The following is a 20,930-nucleotide window of genomic DNA, read 5'->3' as shown; positions in this document are numbered from 1 at the left end:
CTTCAGGTGAAATGGTGGGGAAGATCGAAAGGGCTCAGGGCGCCTGCGTGAGCGGCGCCACATGCCACTTGAAGTCGTAGTTCCACTGGTCGTAGTAGAGGTTGCCGCCGCGCCACTCGGCCTCGCCGCGCTGCGAGTCCACATCGTCCGAGCGCCACGCCGCCTTGGGCTGGGCGAACCCCACCGACCAGTCGTCGTTGAAGGCCATGCGGTAGGCGTCGAGCCCGCCGAAGTAGAAGTCGCGCTCGGCCGGGTCGGCGCTGTCCAGCGCCCCGGTGGTCACGTCCATCGGCACCCAGCCATAAGGCGCCAGGTACAGCCAGCCCCAGTCGTGGATGTTGTCGTAGCCCACCGCATCGTCGGAGAACACCCAGCCGCTCTGCCAGCGCGCGGGGATGCCGTTCAGGCGCAGCAGCGCGATCAGCAGCAGCGTCTGCTGGCCGCAGTCGGCATGACCGGCGCGCAGGGCGTAGTCGGAAAGGTTGCTGATGGTCGAGTACTCGCGCGCCCCGGCCCACGGGATCTGGTCCACCGCGGCGAACAGCTTGCGCGCGATGCGGTACGGGTTGGTCTCATCGCCCACCACCTGCCTGGAGAACGCGCGCAACTGCGGGGTGAACACCACATGCGGCGGACGCTCGGCCAGGAACGGCTTCAGCGCCGCGTCGCTTGGGGTGGCCACCACCTTGGCCGGGTCGATGGCGAAGTGGCGCGCATACACGGTCACCGCGTAATGCACGGCAAAGCGGGTGGGCTGGCCCTTGCGCGCGGTGGCCTCCAGGTAGGCGGTGCGCTGCGGCGCCTCGGTCCCGGCCACGCGCGCGCCGGCCGGCGTGCTGTCCAGGAACACGATGTCCTCCTGCTGGCCAGGGATGGCGCGTGGATAGGGAATCCACGCGCGGATGGTTTCGCCATCGGGCACCGCATCGGCCTTGACCGTCAGGGACTGGGTCACCTCGATGCGGCGCGGCGCCACGCTGGTGCGGCCGCTGGCCCTGGCCTCGCGCAGCACTTCGCGGTGATGGTCGTTGAGGCGCTCGTTGGGGCCCTCGGCGGGCGCACGCGGCTGCGCGCGACGCGACGCGGCCTGGCTGCTCAGCAGGAACAGGTTGGACGGGGCGCGCTTGAACCACCAGCGCTGGCCGTCGATGTCCATGTGCTCGATCAGGCCCTGCGCGTCCCAGGCGTCGAACTCGTCCTGGCGCAGGTCCGGGATCGCCTGCTGCACCCTGGCGAAGGCGGCGGCGCGATCCAGGCTGAAATCCAGGCGGATGCGGCGCATCCGCTCGCGCTGGTCGAGCAACGCCTGGCGCGTGGCCGCGTCCAGCGTGGCATCGGCCAGGGCCTGATCGATGCCGGCCTGCGCCTGCCGGAACTGGCCGCAGTCCACCTGCGCGATCACTTCGGGCACCATCGCAGGGGACGTGGCCGTGCGCGCGCCCAGCGGCGCGGTCGCCAGGACCAGGCACAGCAGGGCACCGCGCGCCAGGCGGGTGGCCAAGGAAGAACCGGGGCAGGTCGAGGCGTCCACGTCGAGGCGGTCGTCGGGTAGCGGCGGAGGGCGACACGATTAGCACGTGGGTCGCGCTTGGTCAATAATTTATTCTTGCATTTCAGATCAATAGGAATAATTATTTTTCTTCATCGATTCCGGAGCGACACCCCATGACGCGCCCGCCCTCCCCGGCCCACGCCCTGCGCGCGGCCGCCTGCTGCGCCCTGCTGTCGCTGCTGGCCATCGGCTCGCTGGCCGCGCGCGTGCCGGTGCCGCAGGTGGCGATCGACCCGGTCACCGGCGTGGTCGGCGTCGATCCGCCCAAGCTCACCGCCGCCTACTGGATCGCCAGGCAGCCCCAGCCCGACCGCGTGCTGCTGGACCGCGCCGGCATCGCCGCGCAGAACGCGCGCATGCGCCGCGACGACCCGGCCATCCACGACCTGCGCGCCCTGCCTGCGCAACTGCCCAGGGCGCAGGTGGTCGAGGCGATCCAGGCGCTGTCGGCGCGGCCCACGCGCACGCTGTACGGCCTCGACGGCCAGGCGCTGGACGCCGCCGCGCTGGACGCGCTGCAGGCCAGCCTGGCGCTGGACGCCGTGCCCGCCGCCACGCCGCTGCGCTACGGCCTGGTCACCCATCGCGCAGACCTGCGCACCTTCCCGACCGCGCAGCGCGTCTTCAGCAGCCTGGACGATCACGACATCGACCGCTTCCAGGAAAGCGCGCTGTTCCCCGGCGATGCGGTGGCCGTGCTGCACGAGAGCCGCGACGGGCAGTGGCTGTTCGTCACCTCCGAGCGCTACAGCGCCTGGATCGAGAAGCGCTTCGTCGGCCTGGGCAGCGCGCAGCAGGTGTTCGACTACGGCGCCCGCGGCCCGTATCGCGTGGTCACCGGCGCCACCGCCACCACGGTGTTCACGCCCGAACAGCCGCAGGTCTCGCAGCTGCAGCTGGACATGGGCGTGCGCGTGCCGGTGCTGGCCGACTGGGCGCCGACCCAGCCGGTCAACGGCCAGCTGCCCTACACCGCCTGGGTGATCCAGCTGCCGATCCGCAACGCCGACGGCACGCTGGCGCTGGTGCCGGCGCTGCTGCCGCGCACGGCCGACACGGCGGCCGACTACCTGCCGCTGACCCCCCGCAACTTCATCGCCCAGGCCTTCAAGTTCCTGGGCGAGCGCTACGGCTGGGGCCATGCCTACGATGCGCGCGACTGCAGCGGCTTCACCTCCGAGGTCTACCGCAGCTTCGGCGTGCTGCTGCCGCGCAATACCTCGCAGCAGGCGGTCAGCCCGGCGCTGGACCGCATCGCCTTCGCCCCCGACGACCCCGACGCCAAGCGCCTGACCGCCGTCAGGCAGCTCGCGCTCGGCGACCTGGTCTACATCCCCGGTCACGTCATGGTGGTGCTGGGCCATGCCAACGGCCTGGCCTACGTCATCCACGACACCGCAGGCGGCGGCTGGGCCGGCGCCGACGGCAGGCGCGTGGCCGGCCACCTCAACGGCGTGTCGGTCACCCCGCTCGAACCCATGCTGGCCAGCGACACCGCCAGCTATGTCGACCGCATCACCAACATCCAGCGCATCCGCCCGAAAGCCCAAGAATGAAGATCACCCACATCGAGCTGGGCATGCTGCGCGTGCCGCTGAAGACCCCGTTCAAGACCGCGCTGCGCACCGTGGACACGGTCGAGGACGTGATCGTGCTGATCCGCACCGACAGCGGCCACATCGGCCACGGCGAGGCCGCCGCCACCGCGGTGATCACCGGCGACACGCATGGCTCGATCATCGAGGCCATCCGCCATTTCATCGCCCCGCGCCTGATCGGCCAGGACATCGCCAACCTCAACCATCTGACCGCGCTGGTGCAGTCTTCGATGGAGCGCAACACCAGCGCCAAGGCCGCGGTGGAGATCGCCCTCTACGACCTGTGGGCGCAGCGCTACGGTGCGCCGCTGTACCAGCTGCTGGGCGGCGGCGATCCGGTGATCACCACCGACATCACCATCAGCGTGGACTACATCGACAAGATGGTGGCCGATTCGCTGTCCGCGCTGGAGCGCGGCTTCGAATCGCTGAAGATCAAGGTCGGCAAGGACATCGGCCTGGACATCGAGCGGGTCAAGGCGATCCATGCCGCGGTCGAGGGCCGCGCCCTGCTGCGCCTGGACGCCAACCAGGGCTGGACCGCCAAGCAGGCGGTCTACGCCATGGGCAAGCTCGAGGACGCCGGCGTGGTGCTGGAACTGCTCGAACAGCCGGTCAAGGCCGCCGACATCGACGGCCTCAAGTACGTCACCGAGCGGGTCAACACGCCGGTGATGGCCGACGAGAGCGTGTTCGCCCCGCAGCAGGTGTTCGACCTGATCCAGCGCCGCGCCGCCGACATCATCAACATCAAGCTGATGAAGACCGGCGGGCTGTCCAACGCCATCCGCATCGCCGACATCGCCGCGCTGTACGGGGTGGACTGCATGATCGGCTGCATGATCGAGTCCTCGATCAGCGTGGCCGCGGCGGTGCATCTGGCGGTGGCCAAGGCCAATGTGATCACCAAGATCGATCTGGACGGGCCCTCGCTGGGCCAGTTCAACCCGGTGGTGGGCGGGGTGCTGTTCGACGAATCGGAGATCAGCATCCCGGATGCGCCGGGGCTGGGCATCCGCGAGATCCAGGGGCTGGAGCTGCTCGCGCCGTGAGGCACATGCGCCTTCTCCGGAACGCCACGCGTCCTTACGGCCATCATCCCCGCGAAGGCGCAGATCCAGCGCCTTTGCCTCTCCTGCACGCAAGTCACTGGGTCCCCGCGTGCGCGGGGACGACGGGAGGCGCTTCTGCTTCTGCTTCTGCCGTTGCCGTTGCTTGTGCTTTTCCGGGCCCCCTCCGCAGCGGCGGGACCGGCGGGGAAACACCCGAAGGGCGCCGCGCATGGATGCGCGGCGTTCGCGGCAGGGGCAGGATGCCCCTTCCGCGAATCCCCGCCGGTCACGCGGACCCGGCGCGCGTAGCGCGGCGGGCGCGAGGACGGGGTGTGCTTTCTTTTGGTTACTTTTCTTTGCACAAGCAAAGAAAAGTGACTCGCGCCCGACAGGGCGAGAAACGCTTTGGCCGTTGCCCCTGCTTTGGCAGTTGCTCCTTCTTTGAACAGAAGCTGCAACACCCACAAGCACTCTCTCTCGATCTGACGAGAGCGAACCGCGCAACGCGCAAACACGTGCGCGTTCTCCTTGGCTCCAAGCGGCACTCCACCAACACGGAGCAGCATGTAACAGCAAAGGCTTTCGCGCCCCTCCGGGGCACGACCTACCTTTCTTTGCTTGTGCAAAGAAAGGTAGGCCAAAGAAAGCACACCCCAGTCCTCGCGCCCGCCGCGCCTGCGGCGCGCCGGGTCCGCGCTGCCGACGGGAATTTCCGGACGGGGCATCCTGCCCCGACCGGAAACGCCGCGCATCCATGCGCGGCGCCCCTGCGGGGTTTGACCCGTCGGCATCGCCGCTGCGGAGGGGATCGGAAAGAGCACAACGGCAACAGCAACGGCCGCAGCAACAGCAACAGCAACGGCAACAGCTTGTGCAGGGGCGCCCGCTGATGCCCCCCCTGCTCAAGATCCGCGCCGAACGCGAGCGCATGTCCGCCATCGAACGACGCATCGCCGACTACATCCTCGACAACGCCCACCTGCTGCGCGACTACTCCTCCCAGCAGCTGGCCAGCGCGCTGGGCATCAGCCAGTCCTCGGTGGTGAAGTTCAGCCAGAAGCTCGGCTTCCGCGGCTATCCGGATCTGAAGTACTCGGTGGGTCAGGCCATCGCGCGCGGCGATGGCGGCCAGCCGGCGGATCCGACCGCGCCCGAAGACCGCGGCGATGCCTACACCCGGCTGGAAGACAGCCTGCGTCGCAGCAAGGCCGCGGCCGAGGAAGAGACGCGCCTGCTCAACCCGCGCGCGCGCATCGAGCAGATCGTCGCGCGCATCGACCAGGCGCAGAAGGTGTTCGTGTGCGGCCTGGGCGACGACGGGCTGTTCGCGCGCGAGTTCGCCATGCGCCTGTCGCTGCTGGGCGTGCTGACCGTGCACCACGCCGATGCGATCCTGATGATGACCAACGTCTCGGCCGCGCGGCCGGGCGATGTGCTGATCCTGCTGTCCGAGTTCGGCCAGGTGCCGCAGCTGTCGCAGATCTCGCGCCAGTTCCAGGACGCCGGCGGCATGGTGGTGTCCATCACCCGCCACACCGCCAACCCGCTGCGCGCGCATGCCGATGCGGCGCTGGTGGTGTCCGCGCACGATCCGGCCCCGCACATCGCCCAGCTGCTGTACCGTTGTTCGCTGCAGTCCCTGCTGGACTTCGTGTTCGTGCTGCTGTGCCAGACCAATCCCGACCGCGAGCGCCAGCTGGCGGTCAACCTGGAGCGCGTCCAGCACCTGCTCGACGCCTGACCCCACTGCCCTGCGGAGCGTCCATGTCCCTGCGCTTGCCCCACTTCCTGCTGTGCACGCTGCTGGTCCTGGCCACGTCGCCGGCCCTGGCCAAAGACACCTCCACCCCGGCCGCGATGGCCCAGGCGCAACAGCTGGTGGTGGTCACCACCGGCGGCTGGGACGACACCCAGGGCCGGCTGCAGACCTTCGAACGCGATGGAGCGGGCTGGAAGCCGGCGGCGCCGGCCTTCGCCGTGGCGATCGGCAAGCAGGGCAGCGCCTGGGGCGAAGGCCTGTTCCCCGCCCAGCACCAAGGTCCGCGCAAGCGCGAGGGCGATGGCCGCAGCCCGGCGGGGATCTACGGCATCGGCGAGGCCTTCGGCTATGCGCCCTCGGTCGATACCAAGCTCACCTACCAGCAGATGCAGGCCTCGAGCTGGTGCGTGGACGTGCCGGACTCGCCGCTCTACAACCGGATCGTCGACGAACGCCAGGTCGGCGCGCAGGCCGTCAAGGGCGCCAGCGAGCGCATGCGGCTGGATCTGCACAACGATGGCGATCCGCGCTACGCCCGCGGCTTCGTGATCGAACACAACGCCAAGGCCACGCCGGGCGCCGGCAGCTGCATCTTCGCCCACCTGTGGCGCAAGCCCGGCGAGGCGACCGCCGGCTGCACGGCCATGGCGCCGGCCAGCATGGAAGCGCTGCAGGCCTGGCTGGACCCGGCGCGCCGGCCGCTGTTCGTGCTGCTGCCACGGCCCGAGTACCAGCGTCTGCAACGCGCCTGGTCGCTGCCGCCGCTGCCCGCGGGCGCGCAGCCGTGAGCGCGTCGCCCACGCCCGCGCAGGGCACCCTGGTCCGCGCGGTCAGCCGCTGGCAGATCGTCGGGCTGTCGATCAACGATGTCATCGGCAGCGGCATCTACCTGCTGCCCGCGGCCACGGTCGCGCTGATGGGGCCCTTGAGCCTGTGGGCGGTGCTGCTGGCCGGCGTGGCGGTGGCGCTGCTGGTGCTGTGCTACGCGCAGGCGGCGAGCTACTTCGACCAGCCCGGCGGCAGCTATCTCTACGCCCGCGAGGCCTTCGGCCGCTACGCGGGCTTCCAGGTCGGCTGGATGATCTGGCTCACGCGCATCAGCTCGGCCGCGGCGCTGGGCAACGGCCTGGCCGATGCGGTCTCGCGCTTCTGGCCGGCGGCCGCCAGCGGCGCCGGGCGCCTGGTGGTGGTGATCGGCTCGCTGGGCCTGCTGACCGCGATCAACGTGATCGGCGTGCGCTCGGCCGCGCGTACCGGCGTGGCGCTGGTGATCGGCAAGCTGGTGCCGCTGCTGCTGTTCGTCATCGTCGGCCTGTTCTACATGGACTGGTCGCTGGCCTTCGCCGGCACCGCGCCGGACCTGCACGACCTGCCCAACCTGGGCCAGGCGGCCTTGCTGCTGCTGTTCGCCTACGCCGGCTTCGAGAACATCCCGGCCGCCGCCGGCGAGTTCCGCAACCCGCGCCGCGACGTGCCCTTCGCCCTGATCACCATGATCGCGCTGGTGACGCTGATCTACGCCGCGGTGCAGGTGGTGGCGATGGGCACCCTGCCCGGCCTGGCCCAGTCGGCCACGCCGCTGGCCGATGCGGCCGCGCGCTTCGGTGGCGAGGGCCTGGCGCTGGTGCTGACCGTCGGCGCGGTGATCTCGATCCTGGGCACCACCAGCAACACGGTGATGCTGGGACCGCGCTTCCTGTTCGCGCTGGCGCAGGACGGCTTCGGGCCGAAGTTCCTGGCGGGCGTGCATCCGCGCTTCCGCACGCCGGCCGCGGCGATCATCGTGCAGGGCGTGCTGTCGGTGGCGCTGGCGCTGTCGGGCTCGTTCGAGAAGCTCGCCCTGCTGTCGATGGTGACCCGCCTGCTGGCCTACATCGGCACCGCGGCGGCGGTGCTGGTGCTGGCGCGCAAGCATCGCGACAACCCCAATGCCCTGCGCCTGCCCGGCGGCCCGCTGATCCCCGTGCTGGCGCTGCTGCTCACCCTGGGCCTGCTGTGCAGCGCCAGCCTGTCCAACCTGCTGGCGGTCGGCGTGGCGATGGTGGTGGGCACGCTGATCTACCTGTTCCCCCGCAAAGCCTGAGGGGAACCCCACCTGTAGAGCGGAGCTTGCTCCGCTGTGGCTTTCCCGATGACTGGGTCGAAAGGCAGCGGGGCTTGCTCCGCTGGGGCTTTCCCGATGATCGGGTCGAAAGGCAGCGGAGCAAGCTCCGCTCTACAAGGTGGGCGCGCCCCGATCAGGAGGGACAATGGCCCCCACAGACACACCTACCCGCACGCCGCGTTACGCACAGCCTTCGACGTAGTCGATCTGCGGCGGCAGGCCCACGCGCCAGCTGGTGACCACGCCGTCGGCGCCGGTCTCGAAGACCAGCTTCGCCCCGCCCTGCCCGTCCACGCTGAGGTACTTGCCGCCTTCGACGTACTTGTGCGGCATCGACTGCAGCTTGTCGCCGTACAGCGCGCGCAGCGCGGCCTCGTCCATGCCGACCTTGCCGCCGCCGGGCGCGACTTCCTTGGAGGTGGTCACGTCGTAGCGGACGAAGTGATCGCCCTCGATCATGAAGGCCACGTCGGCCTTGTCGGTGGCCCACCTGGGCGTGAGCTGATAGCAGGCGCCGCCCTCGGAAGGCGTGCTGCTGTTGAGTTCGCCGCCCCAGGCCTGGCGCGCGGCGTCGGCGGTGCTGCCCAGCTTCAGATCGCCATAGCCCTGCCAGGTGGCCGGCACCTCGGCCTGCGGGTCCGCTTCGCCCGTCGCGGGTGGCGGCGACGCCTGCGCCGGCGTGGAGGCGGCCGGCTCGGACGCAGCCGGCGTGCTGGGCTGCGGCGTGTCGGCCGGCTTGCACGCGGCCAGGGTGAGGGCCAGCGCGGCAGTCAGGGGCAGCAGGGATTTCATGCAGGCGGGCTCCTCGAAGGCGGATATCGGTCCGCCCCAGCCTAGCGGGCGCCGGTGAATCTCACGCAAACCCGGACCGCGCCCGCACTTGCGCACATGCACGCCACCGGTGTCACCGCCTCTTCATGGGCACCACGCAGGCTGCGCGCGCCTTCCTCCGAGCCGCCTTCGCATGCGCCCGCGCAAGACCGACCAGGCCCACGCCGCCCTGCAGACCCATCGCGCGGGCCTGGACATGCGCCAGCGGCGCGTGCTGATCCTGGCCGATGGCCAGCGCAGCCTGGAGGCGCTGACCGCGATGCTGGGCGCCGACACGCCGCTACACGTGGCCGCGCTGATCCGGGCCGGCTACCTCGACCTGGCCGAAGAAGCCGCCCCGCCGCCGCGGCCTGCACACACGCCGGCGGCGCCCACTATGCCCGCGCCCACCGCCACGCCCGCGCCTGCGGCCCACCGACGCTCGATGGTGGCCGCGCGCCTGTACCTGCTCGGCATGCTCGAACTGCAGCGCCACCCCGACGCCCTGCGCCTGCACGCCCAACTGCAGCGCGCCGCCGACGATGACCTGGCGGTCCAGACCATGCGCGAGGCACTGCAACTGCTGCCAGCGCTGACCTCGGCCGGCTACGTGCAGCGCATCGCCGACCGCCTGCGCGAGGTGCTGCCCGAAGACCACCTGCACGCGCTGGAGACGCCGACGCCTCTGCCCCCGACAGGCCTCAGCCCGGCGGCTGGAAGTTGCGCTTCAGCCCCGCCCAGCACTGCTGGTAGTCGCGCTGGCGGTGCGCGGCCTCCATCGCCTGACGCGTGGGCCGCAGCACCGCCCGCGTCTCGAACATGAAGGCCATCGTGTCGGCGATCACGTCCGGCCTGGACAGGTCCGCATGCGAGGCCTTCTCGAACGTGGCCGCATCCGGCCCGTGTCCGGTCATGCCGTTGTGCAGCGAGGCCCCGCCCGGCGCGAAGCCTTCGGCCTTGGCGTCGTAGGCGCCGTGCACCAGGCCCATGAACTCGCTGGCCACGTTGCGATGGAACCACGGCGGGCGGAAGGTGTCCTGCGCCACCAGCCAGCGCGGCGGGAAGATCACGAAGTCCAGGTTGGCCGTGCCCGGCGTGTCGCTGGGCGAGGTCAGCACGGTGAAGATCGACGGATCGGGATGATCGAAGCTGATCGAGCCGATCGCGTTGAAGCGGCGCAGGTCGTAGCGGTACGGCGCCCCGTTGCCATGCCAGGCGACCACGTCCAGCGGGCTGTGGCCGATGGGCGCGCGCCACAGATGGCCCTGGAACTTGGCGATCAGCTCGAAGTCGCCCTCGACATCCTCGTAGGCGGCCACCGGCGTTTCGAAATCGCGCGAATTGGCCAGGCCGTTGGACCCGATCGGCCCCAGCTCGGGCAGGCGCAGCGGCGCGCCGAAGTTCTCGCACACATAGCCGCGCGCCTGGCCGTCGGGCAGCGTCACCGCGAAGCGCACGCCGCGCGGGATCACCGCGATCTGCTGCGGCTCCAGCTCGATCACGCCGAACTCGGTGGCCAGCCGCAGCCGGCCCAGCTGCGGCACGATCAGCAGCTCGGCGTCGGCATCGTAGAACCAGCGCCCCGCCATATCGCGGTTGGCCGCGTACAGATGGATGCCCACCCCGTGCTGCGCCTCGGCCGCGCCGTTGCCGGCCATGGTCAGCAGGCCTTCGACGAAGTCGGTCGGCGCCTCGGGCAGCGGCAGCGGCGACCAGCGCAGCTGGTCCGGGCTCACCGGCCCTTGGCCGAAGCCGTTGTGGAAGTCAGGCGCCTGCTCGAACAACGCGAAACCGCCATGCATCGCCGCCGGCCGGATCCGGTACAACCAGCTGCGCCGGTTCTGCCCGCGCGGCGCGGTGAACGCCGTGCCCGACAGCTGCTCGGCATACAGCCCGAAGGCCACCCGCTGCGGCGAATTGCGCCCCACCGGCAGCGCCCCGGCGATCGCCTCGCTGGCGAACGCGTTGCCGAAGCCGGTCATGTACTGCGTCGCACTCATGGACTCGCCCACCTTGTTTGCCTCTCGCAGCGCACTAAAGCCCCTCTCCCCCCGGGAGAGGGGTTGGGGTGAGGGTACGGTGGCAGGCGATGTTCCAGATCGCCTCAACCACCGCTTCGATCTGCGTCAGCACTTCGTTATCCCAGTACCGCACGACCCGCCACCCTTGCGACTCCAGAAATTTGGTGCGCATGGCATCGCTCTGCTCCGAATGCTGACCGCCATCGAGTTCAACGATGAGTTTCAGTTCGACGCAGCAGAAATCCGCGATGTACGGAGGAATCGGATGCTGCCGCCGGAACTTCAGACCTTTCAGTTGGCCACCGCGAAGATGCCGCCAGAGCAAGCGCTCGGCATCGGTCATTTCGCGGCGCAGGGCGCGTGCGTGGCGCAACGTCCGTGTTGGCAGCGGCGGCTTAACTTGTCCCTTCATTGGCAGACGTCCTGTCTGTGAGCCTGGAAGGAGCATAGCGCTGATCATCATGGCCACTTCGCCTAACCCTCACCCCAACCCCTCTCCCGGAGGGAGAGGGGCTTTGAGCCCTACAGCACGCCGCGCCGCATCTGGTCGCGTTCGATGCTCTCGAACAGCGCCTTGAAGTTGCCTTCGCCGAAGCCGTCGTTGCCCTTGCGCTGGATGATCTCGAAGAAGATCGGGCCGATCGCGTTCTGGGTGAAGATCTGCAGCAGCTTGCGCTTGCCGGTCTCCGGATCGGCGTCGATCAGGATCTTGTTGCGCGCCAGGCGCTCGACGTCCTCGCCGTGGTCCGGAATACGCTGGTCGATCACCTCGAAATAGGTGTCCGGCGTGTCCAGGAAGTCCACGCCCGCCGCGCGCATCTGCTCGACCGTGGCATAGATGTCGTCGGTGAAGCAGGCGATGTGCTGGATGCCCTCGCCCTTGTAGGCATCCAGATACTCGTTGATCTGCGACTTGGGGTCCGACGATTCGTTGAGCGGGATGCGCACCATGCCGTCCGGCGCGGTCATCGCCTTGGACAGCAGGCCGGTCTTGGCGCCCTTGATGTCGAAGTAACGGATCTCGCGGAAGTTGAACAGCCGCTCGTAGTAGTCGGCCCACTGCGCCATGTTGCCCGGGTAGAGGTTATGGGTCAGGTGGTCGATGAAGGTCAGGCCGAAGCCCTTGGGCATGCGCTCGACGTCCGGCAGCCATTCGTAGTCCGGATCGTGGATGGTGCCGCTGCTGTCGTAGCGGTCGACGATGTAGAGCATGCAGCCGCCGATGCCCTTGATCACCGGCGCGGCCACGGCCTTGGTCAGCTCGCGCGGGCCGATCTGCTCGGCGCCGTTCTTCAGCGCCTGCACACGCGCCCATTCGGCCAGCTTGTTGACCCGGATGGCGAAGCCGCAGGCGCTCGGCCCGTGCTGGGCGGCGAAGTCGGCCGCGAACGAATCCGGGTCCTCGTTGATCAGGAAGGTGCAGTCGTTCTGCCGATAGGTGCTGATGGCCCGGGTCTGGTGCCGCGCCACCTGGGTGAAGCCGAGCTTGCGGAAGTAGTCGTGCAGCTGGCCGCCCTGGCCGGCGGGGGCGGCGAATTCGACGAATTCGAAGCCGTCGATGCCCATTGGGTTGTCGAACGTGGCAACCTGCGACTTGGTCTGCGGGGCCTGGATGGAGGGCTGGGCGCTCACGGACATTTCTCCCACCTTGCAAAGGACTTGGCGACAGCATAGTTTCATCTGAAACAAGCTGACAAGCCGCACCGCACCATGAAGCAGCCCGACCCATTGCCACCGGCCCAGCCGCTGACCCTGCAGCTGGAAACCTTCGTCCCCTACCAGCTGAGCGTGCTGTCCAACCGCGTCAGCCAGGCCATTTCCGCCGAGTACTACCGCCGCTTCGGCCTGGTGATGACCGAGTGGCGCACGATGTGCGTGCTCGGCCGCTATCCCGGCCTGTCCGCCGGCGAGGTGGCCGAGCAGACTGCGATGGACAAGGTGGCGGTCAGCCGCGCGGTGGCGCGCCTGCTCGAACGCGGCCTGGTCAGCCGCGACATCCATGGCGACGACCGCCGCCGCTCGGTGCTGGCGCTGTCGGAGAAGGGCCGCGACCTGCACGACACCGTGGCGCCGCTGGTGCTCGAATGCGAGCGCCGCCTGCTCTCGGTCCTCGACGAGGCCGAAGTCGCCCAGCTGCACACGCTGATGCAGCGCCTCGCCGGCAGCGGCATGGACAACCTGCTGGCCGGGCTGAAGGACGCCCCGGTCAGCCCGGTGTCCTCGGCCGACCGCAACCCGCCGCTGGGCTGAGCGCGCGGCAAAGCCGAGAAGAAAACGCCGCGGTCTTCCGCGGCGTTTTTCGTTTCAGAGGGCGCCGCGTGCGCCCCGGGGTCCTGATCGCACGCTCACGGCCCGCAGCGGGTGTAGTCGAAGTCGATGCGCGTGGGTTTCCCATCCGGGCCCGCGCCTGCGATCCAGGCATTCAGGCGCTCGCCCTGGCGCCGATACTCGATCGTGTTGGGGAAATCGTGCGCGGGATTCTCGAACCGGATCCACCCCGGGCCGCTGGCCACCATGGGGAACACGGTCGCCGCGACGCCGTTGGGCTGGACGCGCATGGCCAGCCCCGCGCCATCGCGCGCGATGCGCATGAACTCGAACGACTGCGTCGTATCGCCCTTGCTGGTGCGCGACAGCCCGATCAGCTCGCCGCCCACCGGCGCCAGCCAGGCTTCCTCGATGATGCGCCCCGCCTCGCCCCCGCACCAGCGGCCGGACAGCCACCCCAGGTCCGGCTCGGCGGCCTGCGCCGCGCCCACGCACATCGCCAACCCGATCGCCAGCATCGCCTTCGCCATCCGCATGTCGCACCCCTTCAAGGAAGATGCGGCGACCTTAGCGACGGCGCCGCGGCGATGCTTGTAAAAACACGCACAAGCCTGTTCGATGCCTGGCCATGGACTACGCCGAACACATGCCGCCGCCGGCGCTGCGCCGCTACGTGGACTGCCTGTGGGTCCTGCGCGACGACGCGCCCGATGCGGCCGTCCAGACCGTCTATCCGGATGGCCGCTGCGAACTGCTGGCCGAACTGGGCGTGCCCCTGCGCTTCCACGGCGCCGACGGACAGCTGCGCGCGGACCAGGCGTTCTGCTTCGCCGCCCAGCAGCTGGGGCCCATCCGCCTGCAGGCCACCGGCCCGGTGCATTGCATCGGCGTGCGCCTGACCGCCGCCGCCAGCGCCCTGGTGGCCGGCGCGCGACTGCCGACCCTGCGCGAACAGGCCCCCGATCTGTACACGCTGGACGCCGCGTTCGCGGCCCGCTTCGAGCAGGCAGCCCGCGCCAGCGCGCGCGCGGGGACGCAGCAGCCGCTGTGGGATCTGCTGCAGGTTCAGTGCGCCGGCTTCGCCGTGGACGCGCTGGCCGAACAGGCCGCCGCGCTGCTGGACGCCACCGAGGGCGATGTGCGCATGGCCGCGCTCGCCGATCGCCTGGGCGTCGCGATGCGCACGCTGCAGGCGCGCTTCCTCGCGGCGGTCGGCCTGACGCCGAAGGAGTACGCCCGGGTGCGCCGGCTGCAGGCCCTGCTGCGCACGCTGGATGGCGATGCCGCGCCCATCGCCGAGGCCGCGGCGCGCCACGGCTACAGCGACCAGGCGCATGCCACCCACGACCTGGCCCGGCTCACCGGCATGACGCCGGCGCGGCTGGTGCGCGCCCTGCGTGGCGATCGCGGCGGCGCCGATGCGGTGCGGCTGGCGGCCGCCTTCGTCCGCGGGCACGCCAGCGCCTGAAGCACACCGCCTCTCGCGCCACGCGCAGCAGCCCCTTGGGCGTCGCCGCGCGAGCGCGGTGCCGCGGCTTACTTCACGCCGTGCATCAGCTTGTTGACCAGCGGGGCGATCAGGAACAGCGTCACGCCGAAGCCGGTGAGGATCCAGAAGCCCACCGTGTAGGCGTGCTGGGCCGAGGCCACGGTCATGCCGCCCTCGCCGCTGACCAGCCCGGCGAAGATGCCCGAGAGGTTGTTGCCGATGCCGGTGGACAGGAACCAGCCGCCCATGCCGAAGCCGACCAGCCGCACCGGCGCCAGCTTGGTCACCATCGACAGGCCGATCGGCGACAGGCACAGCTCACCCACCGACTGCAGCACGTAGACCATGAACAAGGTCCAGAACGGGATCTTGCCCGCGTCGCTGACCAGCGTGGACAGGGCGAACATCAGCAGCAGGAAGGCCGAGCCGTTGAACAGCAGTCCCAGGCCGAACTTGCGCGGGATCGAGGGATTGAAGCGCCCCAGGCGCACCCACAGCCAGGCGATGAGCGGCGCCAGGGTGATGATGGCGATCGAGTTGACCGACTGGAACCACGCCGTCGGGAAGGTCCAATCGCCGAAGCGGCGGTTGACGATCTCGTCGGCCAGGAAGGTGAAGCTGCTGCCGGCCTGTTCGAAGAAGCACCAGAACAGCACGTTGAACAGGAAGATGATCAGCATGGCGATTACGCGGTCGCGCTGGACCTTGCCCTCGCGCACGCCTTCGACCAGCAACAGCACCGCCAGCGCGATGAACATCACGCCCAGCACCCAGGCCAGCGCGTTGGCGCCCATGGCCAGCAGGAAGTACACCACAGGCACGGCGACCACGCAGCCCACCGCCACCAGCCAGGTGCGGCCCATGCCCTGGGCGTCGGCCGGCGGCGCGCCGATGCCGCCCAGGCCGCGGCGACCGATGTAGAACCACACCAGCGACACCAGCATGCCCACGCCCGAGGCGATGAACACCATCTTGTAGGACGGCATGGCCTGGGTGCCGAACACCTGCTCGGCCAGGTACCTGGGTCAGCACCGGGGCGATCATCGCGCCGATGTTGATGCCCATGTAGAAGATGGTGAAGCCCGAATCGCGCCGCTCGTCCTTCAGCCCATAGAGCTTGCCGACCATGGTCGAGATGTTCGGCTTGAACAGGCCGTTGCCGACGATGATGGTCGACAGGCCGAGCTGGAACACCTGGTGGTGGGGCACCGAGATCAGGAACAGGCCGGCGGCCATCACCACCGCGCCGAGCAGGATCGAGCGCTGGTAGCCGATCACCCGGTCGGCGATGTAGCCGCCGAAGATCGCCGCCGCGTAGACCAGCGCCAGGTAGGCGCCGTAGGTGCGGCTGGCATCGGCCTGGCCCGAGGCATCGCCGCCGAAGAACTGCGCCACGATGTACAGCACCAGCGCCCAGCGGATGCCGTAGAAGGCGAAGCGCTCCCAGAACTCGGTCATGAACAGCATCCACAGCGGTCGCGGATGCCCCATCAGGTTGTCGAACTTCGGCGGTTCGCCATTCGCCGGCGGCGCGGGCTCGAGCGTGGACCAGTTGGACTGGGCGGTCATGCGTCAGATTCCCCTCTTGAATCGTGCGTAGACAAAAAAACGCCCCGCGCGGGGGACGGCGCAGGATCGCCGCAGCCGGGCTTTGCGTCAAATGAAACCAATCCCGCCGGATTCAGGCTGACGGGGTTGTCAGCCCCACCACCGTGCGCACCTGGAACAGCTCCGGGAAGAACTCCAGCTCCAGGGCCTGCTTGAGAAAGCCCACGCCCGAGGAGCCGCCGGTGCCGCGCTTGAAGCCGATCACCCGCATCACCGTGCGCATGTGGCGGAAGCGCCACAGCTGGAACTGGGTCTCCAGGTCGACGAAGTCCTCGGCCAGCGAATACTCGCGCCAGTAGCGGTCGGTGTCGGCATAGATGCGTTCGAACATCGGCAGCAGCGCCTCGTCGCGCACGTGCGCATGGCGGAAGTCGCGCTCCAGGTGCTGCACCGGCACCGCATGGCCGAAGCGCGCCAGATAGCGCAGAAACTCCTCGTACAGGCTCGGCGCCTCCAGCGCGGCGGCCAGCGCGCGCTGACCGGCCGGATCGTGCGAGAACACCTTGAGCATCGCCGCGTTCTTGTTGCCCAGCATGAACTCCAGCTGCCGGTACTGCAGCGACTGGAAGCCCGACGACGGGCCCAGCACGTCGCGGAAGCCCATGTATTCCGACGGCGTCAGCGTCTCCAGCACCGACCACTGCTCGGTCAGCTGGCGCAGCACCTGCTTGGCGCGCGCCAGCACCTTGCGCGTCTGCCAGACCTCGTCGCGCCGCAGGTGGCCGATGGCCGCGCTCAGCTCGTGGATCATCAGCTTCATCCACAGCTCGGAGACCTGGTGCTGGACGATGAACAGCATCTCGTCGTGGTGCGGCGGCTCGGACAGCGGCTGCTGCGCCGCGAGCAGCTGGTCCAGGCGCAGATAGCCGCCGTAGGTGGTGCGACCGGCCAGATCGGTATGGATGCCGTCTTCCAGCGGCCGCTGGTTGTCCTGGATCTGCATGTCTTCGGCCATCCCGAGGGGAGCGGCATGGTAGCCGCTCGCGCCGCCGGGCATGGCCGGATGCCGGCGTGTCGCGGCCGATGGCTGTCATGCAATTTACTCAGGGTTCGTTCATAGTCGGGGAATGGGCCGGGGGCAAACCGGCCTCGTCCCCCGAAGCCTTGCCATGGAGAAGCCGTCGATGACGACGCGTTGGTCGCGCCTGCTGGCGCTTGCGATGTTGGGACTGGGCAGCGCGCAGATCGCGCAGGCCCAGGTGGTGATCAGCCAGGTCTACGGCGGCGGCGGCAACAGCGGCGCCACCTACACCAACGACTTCATCGAGCTGCACAACACCGGCACCGCGGCGGTGGACCTGTCCGGCTACAGCGTGCAGTACGCCAGCGCCACCGGCACCAGCTGGGCGGTCACCGCGCTGAGTGGCAGCCTGCCCGCGGGCGGCTACTACCTGGTGCAGGAGGCCAAGGGCAGCGGCGGCAGCACCGCCCTGCCCACGCCGGACGCCAGCGGCGGCATCGCCATGTCCGGCACCGCCGGCAAGGTCGCCTTGGTGGCCAGCGCCACCGCGCTCAGCGGCGCCTGCCCGAGCGGCGCGGTGGACCTGGTCGGCTTCGGCGGCAACGCCAGCTGCTATGAGGGCAGCGGCCCCACGCCGGCACCCAGCAACACATTGGCGGTGCTGCGCGCGGGCGATGGCTGCACCGACGGCAACGACAACGCCACCGACTTCGCCACCGGCGCGCCCAATCCGCGCAACCGCGCCAGCGCCGCGAGCATCTGCGGCGCGGCCGGCACGCCGGTGCTGTCCATCGCCGATGCCTCGGGCGATGAGGGCGCCGGCCCGCTGGTGTTCACCCTGACCCTGAGCCAGCCGGCGCCGTCCGGCGGCATCGGCGTGGACTACACCACCGCCGACGGCACCGCCACCGCCGGCAGCGACTACGTCGCCGGCAGCGGCCGCGTCACCCTCGCCGCGGGGCAGACCAGCGCCACGGTCGCCGTCACCCTCATCGACGACAGCGTCACCGAGGCCGACGAGACCTTCAGCCTGACCCTGTCCAACCTGTCCGGCGCGGCGCTGCTGGGCACGGCCAAGGCCACCGGCACCATCGTCAACGACGATCTGTCGCTGACCGCCATCCACGACATCCAGGGCGCGGGCATCGAGTCGCCGCGCAAGGGCGCGCTGGTCTACACCACCGGCATCGTCACCGCGGTCAAGAACGTCGGCTTCTGGATCCAGACGCCCGACGCCGAGGTCGACAGCGACCCGGCCACCTCCGAGGGCCTGTACGTCTACACCGGCAGCACGCGCCCGGCCGCGGCCGTGGTCGGCAACCTGGTGCGCGTGTCCGGCACCGTGCAGGAATACGTGCCCAGCGCCGATCCCTACCAGCGCCCGCTGACCGAGCTCAGCGGCGGCGTCACCGCCACGCTGCTGGCCAGCGGCCAGGCGCTGCCGGCGCCGATCGCGCTGAACGCCTCCATGCTCACCGCCGGCGGCGGCCTGGACCAGCTGGAGCGCTTCGAAGGCATGCGCGTGACCGTGCCGCAGCTGCGCGTGGTCGGCCCGACCGGCGGCTTCACCAACGAGGTCAACGCCACCGGCACCACCGACGGCCAGTTCTACGCCGTGATCGGCGACACCGCGCGCCCGTTCCGCGAGCCGGGCATCGAGGCGCCCACGCCGGTCTCCGGCGCCATCCCGCAGTGGGACGGCAATCCGGAAATCCTGACCATCGACAGCGACACGCTGGGCGGCGCCAGCACCGCGCTGGACCTGGCCACCGGCGCGGTGGTCAGCGGCCTGACCGGCCCGCTGGACTACAGCTATCGCCACTACGTGATCGTGCGCGACCCGAGCGTGGCGGTGGACACCGTCGCCGGCCCGGGGCCGACGCCGGCGCGCGCGCCCAACGCCAACGAGTTCACCGTGGCCGGCTACAACATGGAGCGCTTCTTCGACACCACCGCCGACGGCAACGGCGCGCCGACGCTGACGCCCTCGGCCTTCGCCAACCGCCTGTCCAAGGCCTCGGTCGCCATCCGCGACTATCTGCACCTGCCCGACATCCTGGCGGTGGTGGAGATGGAGAACCTGGCCACGCTGCAGAAGGTGGCCGACAAGGTCAACGCCGACGCGGTGGCGCAGGGCCTGGCCGATCCGCAGTACGTGCCCTACCTGAAGGAAGGCAACGATGTGGGCGGCATCGACGTGGGCTTCCTGCGTCAAGACCGCCACGGTCGGCGCCAGCGTGGCGCGCGTGGAGGTCTCAGGCGTGACCCAGTACGGCAAGGACACCACCTGGACCGAGCCCTCCGGCGCCACCAGCCTGCTCAACGACCGCCCGCCGCTGGCGCTGGATGCGGTGGTGCACTGGGCCGACGGCCGCAGCTTCCCGATCACCGTGATCGCCGTGCATCAGCGCTCGCTCAACGGCGCCGACACGCTCGACGCCGCCGGTGAGCGCGTGCGCGCCAAGCGCCAGGCGCAGGCGGTGTTCCTGGCCGACCTGATCCAGGGCCTGCAGACCGACAATCCGGAGCGGCGCATCACCGTGCTGGGCGACTTCAACGCCTTCCAGTTCAACGACGGCTACGTCGATGCGCTGGGCACCATCACCGGGCTGCCCAGCCCCGATGCGCAGACCCTGGTGCCCGGCGACGGCGCCGACCTGGTCAATCCGGACCTGACCAACCTGGGCGAACTGCTCGCCGCCGGCCAGAACTACTCCTACACCTTCGGCGGCAGCGCGCAGACGCTGGACCATGTGCTGGTCAACGACGCGCTGGTGCTGGCCACCACCGCCTTTGGCATGGACCACGCGCGCATCAACGCCGATTTCCCGGAAGTGGCGCGCAACGATGCGACCTCGCCGGCCCGCCTGTCCGACCACGATCCGGTGGTGGCCTACTTCGAACTGGCGCCCAAGGCCGACTTGGCGATCGCCGCCACGGCCGACGCCGCCAGCGTCGTCGCCGGCCAGCCACTGCACTACACGGTGAACGTGCGCAACAACGGGCCCGAAGGCGCCAACGCCCCGGGCGTGGGCTTCTCGCTGGCCGGCGCGCTGCCGGACATGACGGTCGTCGCGCCGAGTGGCTGGAGCTGCGATGCGGCGCAGGTGGCCGACGGCATGACCTCGGTGGCCTGCAACAGCGCCACGCTGGACAACGCCGCAACGGCCGACTTCAGCGTCAGCGCGACCTCGGTGGCCAGCCAGTCCGGTACCGGCGTCACCCTGGCCGTGGCCGCGACCTCGCAGACCTTCGACCCGGACAGCAGCAACAACCAGGCCGTGGCCCAGGTGCAGGTGACCGCGCCGCCGACCGCCGATGTGTCGGTGTCCGTCGAAGGCCCGGCCAGCATCCGCGCCCCGCAGTTCTACACGCGCTATGTGGTGCATGTGGCCAACGCCGGCCAGCCGGCGGCCAATGCGCAGGTGCTGATCGAAGGCAATACGCTGAACGTGCTGACGCTGATCGATCCGCCGCGCGGCTGGAGCTGCCGGCGCGAGGGCTCGCTGCGCAATACCCAGCTGCGCTGCGTCACGCGCACGCCGCTGGCCGATGGCGCGCAGGCGGCGTTCCCGCTGTGGGTGACCACGGGCACGGCGCGGCGCGGATCCACGGTCAAGGTCGACGCGCGGGTGTCCACCGCCTCGACCGAGCGCGACACGTCCAACAACGGCACACGGTTTTCCACCGCGGTCAGGTAAGCGGGAC

General features: G+C 69.9%; 14 protein-coding genes and 2 pseudogenes. 8 read left to right on the top strand and 8 right to left on the bottom strand.

Annotated features, from left to right (window positions below):
* Nucleotides 1–34: 34 nt before the first annotated feature.
* Nucleotides 35–1,414, bottom strand: a complete 1,380-nt coding sequence (locus ACFJIT_RS00385; protein ID WP_379655681.1) for a transglutaminase-like domain-containing protein — start codon at nt 1,412–1,414, stop codon at nt 35–37.
* A 251-nt stretch (nt 1,415–1,665) separates the two neighbouring features.
* Here ACFJIT_RS00385 and ACFJIT_RS00380 point away from each other — a divergent pair, with 251 nt between their 5' ends.
* The 5 genes from ACFJIT_RS00380 (at nt 1,666) to ACFJIT_RS00360 (ending at nt 8,044) form a co-directional block, all read left to right on the top strand.
* Entirely contained in the window at nt 1,666–3,108 is a 1,443-nt protein-coding gene (locus ACFJIT_RS00380; protein WP_379654642.1) for an SH3 domain-containing protein, read from the top strand.
* Nucleotides 3,105–4,202 carry a dipeptide epimerase gene (locus tag ACFJIT_RS00375; RefSeq protein WP_379654641.1) on the top strand — a complete coding sequence of 366 codons (1,098 nt, stop codon included), beginning with the start codon at nt 3,105–3,107 and terminating at the stop codon, nt 4,200–4,202. Before ACFJIT_RS00380 ends, ACFJIT_RS00375 begins: the two co-directional genes overlap by 4 nt.
* Before the next feature lie 889 nt (nt 4,203–5,091).
* Nucleotides 5,092–5,943 (top strand): MurR/RpiR family transcriptional regulator, encoded by an 852-nt coding sequence (locus ACFJIT_RS00370; protein WP_379654640.1) that lies wholly within the window; start codon nt 5,092–5,094, stop codon nt 5,941–5,943.
* 23 nt (nt 5,944–5,966) lie between these two features.
* A complete protein-coding gene (locus tag ACFJIT_RS00365) occupies nt 5,967–6,749 on the top strand; it encodes a L,D-transpeptidase (protein ID WP_379654639.1) in 783 nt (260 codons plus the stop codon).
* Nucleotides 6,746–8,044 carry an APC family permease gene (locus tag ACFJIT_RS00360; RefSeq protein WP_379654638.1) on the top strand — a complete coding sequence of 433 codons (1,299 nt, stop codon included), beginning with the start codon at nt 6,746–6,748 and terminating at the stop codon, nt 8,042–8,044. Before ACFJIT_RS00365 ends, ACFJIT_RS00360 begins: the two co-directional genes overlap by 4 nt.
* Before the next feature lie 201 nt (nt 8,045–8,245).
* Here the strand turns inward: ACFJIT_RS00360 and ACFJIT_RS00355 are convergent, their stop codons facing one another.
* The 4 genes from ACFJIT_RS00355 to hppD form a co-directional block, all read right to left on the bottom strand.
* Nucleotides 8,246–8,857 (bottom strand): lectin, encoded by a 612-nt coding sequence (locus ACFJIT_RS00355; RefSeq protein WP_379654637.1) that lies wholly within the window; start codon nt 8,855–8,857, stop codon nt 8,246–8,248.
* A 719-nt stretch (nt 8,858–9,576) separates the two neighbouring features.
* Nucleotides 9,577–10,875: a homogentisate 1,2-dioxygenase gene (gene hmgA, locus ACFJIT_RS00350; RefSeq protein ID WP_379654636.1), complete on the bottom strand. Its 1,299-nt coding sequence runs from the start codon at nt 10,873–10,875 to the stop codon at nt 9,577–9,579.
* A gap of 34 nt (nt 10,876–10,909) precedes the next feature.
* Entirely contained in the window at nt 10,910–11,308 is a 399-nt protein-coding gene (locus ACFJIT_RS00345) for an endonuclease domain-containing protein (protein WP_379654635.1), read from the bottom strand.
* 110 nt (nt 11,309–11,418) lie between these two features.
* Nucleotides 11,419–12,528, bottom strand: a complete 1,110-nt coding sequence (gene hppD / locus ACFJIT_RS00340) for a 4-hydroxyphenylpyruvate dioxygenase (protein WP_379654634.1) — start codon at nt 12,526–12,528, stop codon at nt 11,419–11,421.
* 78 nt (nt 12,529–12,606) lie between these two features.
* Here hppD and ACFJIT_RS00335 point away from each other — a divergent pair, with 78 nt between their 5' ends.
* Nucleotides 12,607–13,146: a MarR family winged helix-turn-helix transcriptional regulator gene (locus ACFJIT_RS00335; protein ID WP_130516372.1), complete on the top strand. Its 540-nt coding sequence runs from the start codon at nt 12,607–12,609 to the stop codon at nt 13,144–13,146.
* Nucleotides 13,147–13,241: 95 nt separating this feature from the next.
* Here ACFJIT_RS00335 and ACFJIT_RS00330 read toward each other — a convergent pair whose 3' ends face one another.
* Nucleotides 13,242–13,700, bottom strand: coding sequence for a DUF6265 family protein (locus tag ACFJIT_RS00330; RefSeq protein WP_379654633.1), 459 nt, complete (start codon nt 13,698–13,700; stop codon nt 13,242–13,244).
* Between the two features lie 92 nt (nt 13,701–13,792).
* On the opposite strand from ACFJIT_RS00330, the gene ACFJIT_RS00325 reads away from it, so the two are divergent.
* Nucleotides 13,793–14,632: a helix-turn-helix domain-containing protein gene (locus tag ACFJIT_RS00325; RefSeq protein ID WP_379654632.1), complete on the top strand. Its 840-nt coding sequence runs from the start codon at nt 13,793–13,795 to the stop codon at nt 14,630–14,632.
* A gap of 68 nt (nt 14,633–14,700) precedes the next feature.
* Here ACFJIT_RS00325 and ACFJIT_RS00320 read toward each other — a convergent pair.
* Both ACFJIT_RS00320 and ACFJIT_RS00315 read right to left on the bottom strand, forming a co-directional pair.
* Nucleotides 14,701–16,222, bottom strand: a pseudogene (locus ACFJIT_RS00320) (peptide MFS transporter).
* A 112-nt stretch (nt 16,223–16,334) separates the two neighbouring features.
* The gene (locus ACFJIT_RS00315) at nt 16,335–17,204 is read right to left on the bottom strand and encodes a tryptophan 2,3-dioxygenase (RefSeq protein ID WP_379655680.1); all 870 of its coding nucleotides are present in this window, start codon (nt 17,202–17,204) and stop codon (nt 16,335–16,337) included.
* 181 nt (nt 17,205–17,385) lie between these two features.
* Between ACFJIT_RS00315 and ACFJIT_RS00310 the strand changes: the two are divergent.
* Nucleotides 17,386–20,923, top strand: a pseudogene (locus tag ACFJIT_RS00310) (Calx-beta domain-containing protein).
* Nucleotides 20,924–20,930 lie beyond the last annotated feature (7 nt).

The organism is Pseudoxanthomonas sp. UC19_8 (assembly GCF_042700505.1).
GTDB lineage: Bacteria > Pseudomonadota > Gammaproteobacteria > Xanthomonadales > Xanthomonadaceae > Pseudoxanthomonas_A > Pseudoxanthomonas_A winnipegensis.
The sequence above is the reverse complement of the archived record's forward strand: the minus strand, read 5'-3'. Positions and strand labels throughout refer to the sequence as shown.

What these genes read in the sequence shown, in the direction of transcription:
- hmgA (WP_379654636.1), bottom strand. Translation starts at nt 10,875, where the DNA reads ATGAGTGCGACGCAGTACATGACCGGCTTCGGCAACGCGTTCGCCAGC.
- ACFJIT_RS00325 (WP_379654632.1), top strand. Translation starts at nt 13,793, where the DNA reads ATGGACTACGCCGAACACATGCCGCCGCCGGCGCTGCGCCGCTACGTG.
- ACFJIT_RS00370 (WP_379654640.1), top strand. Translation starts at nt 5,092, where the DNA reads ATGCCCCCCCTGCTCAAGATCCGCGCCGAACGCGAGCGCATGTCCGCC.
- ACFJIT_RS00330 (WP_379654633.1), bottom strand. Translation starts at nt 13,700, where the DNA reads ATGCGGATGGCGAAGGCGATGCTGGCGATCGGGTTGGCGATGTGCGTG.
- ACFJIT_RS00355 (WP_379654637.1), bottom strand. Translation starts at nt 8,857, where the DNA reads ATGAAATCCCTGCTGCCCCTGACTGCCGCGCTGGCCCTCACCCTGGCC.
- ACFJIT_RS00335 (WP_130516372.1), top strand. Translation starts at nt 12,607, where the DNA reads ATGAAGCAGCCCGACCCATTGCCACCGGCCCAGCCGCTGACCCTGCAG.
- ACFJIT_RS00345 (WP_379654635.1), bottom strand. Translation starts at nt 11,308, where the DNA reads ATGAAGGGACAAGTTAAGCCGCCGCTGCCAACACGGACGTTGCGCCAC.
- ACFJIT_RS00385 (WP_379655681.1), bottom strand. Translation starts at nt 1,414, where the DNA reads ATGGTGCCCGAAGTGATCGCGCAGGTGGACTGCGGCCAGTTCCGGCAG.
- ACFJIT_RS00365 (WP_379654639.1), top strand. Translation starts at nt 5,967, where the DNA reads ATGTCCCTGCGCTTGCCCCACTTCCTGCTGTGCACGCTGCTGGTCCTG.
- ACFJIT_RS00375 (WP_379654641.1), top strand. Translation starts at nt 3,105, where the DNA reads ATGAAGATCACCCACATCGAGCTGGGCATGCTGCGCGTGCCGCTGAAG.
- ACFJIT_RS00380 (WP_379654642.1), top strand. Translation starts at nt 1,666, where the DNA reads ATGACGCGCCCGCCCTCCCCGGCCCACGCCCTGCGCGCGGCCGCCTGC.
- ACFJIT_RS00315 (WP_379655680.1), bottom strand. Translation starts at nt 17,204, where the DNA reads ATGCAGATCCAGGACAACCAGCGGCCGCTGGAAGACGGCATCCATACC.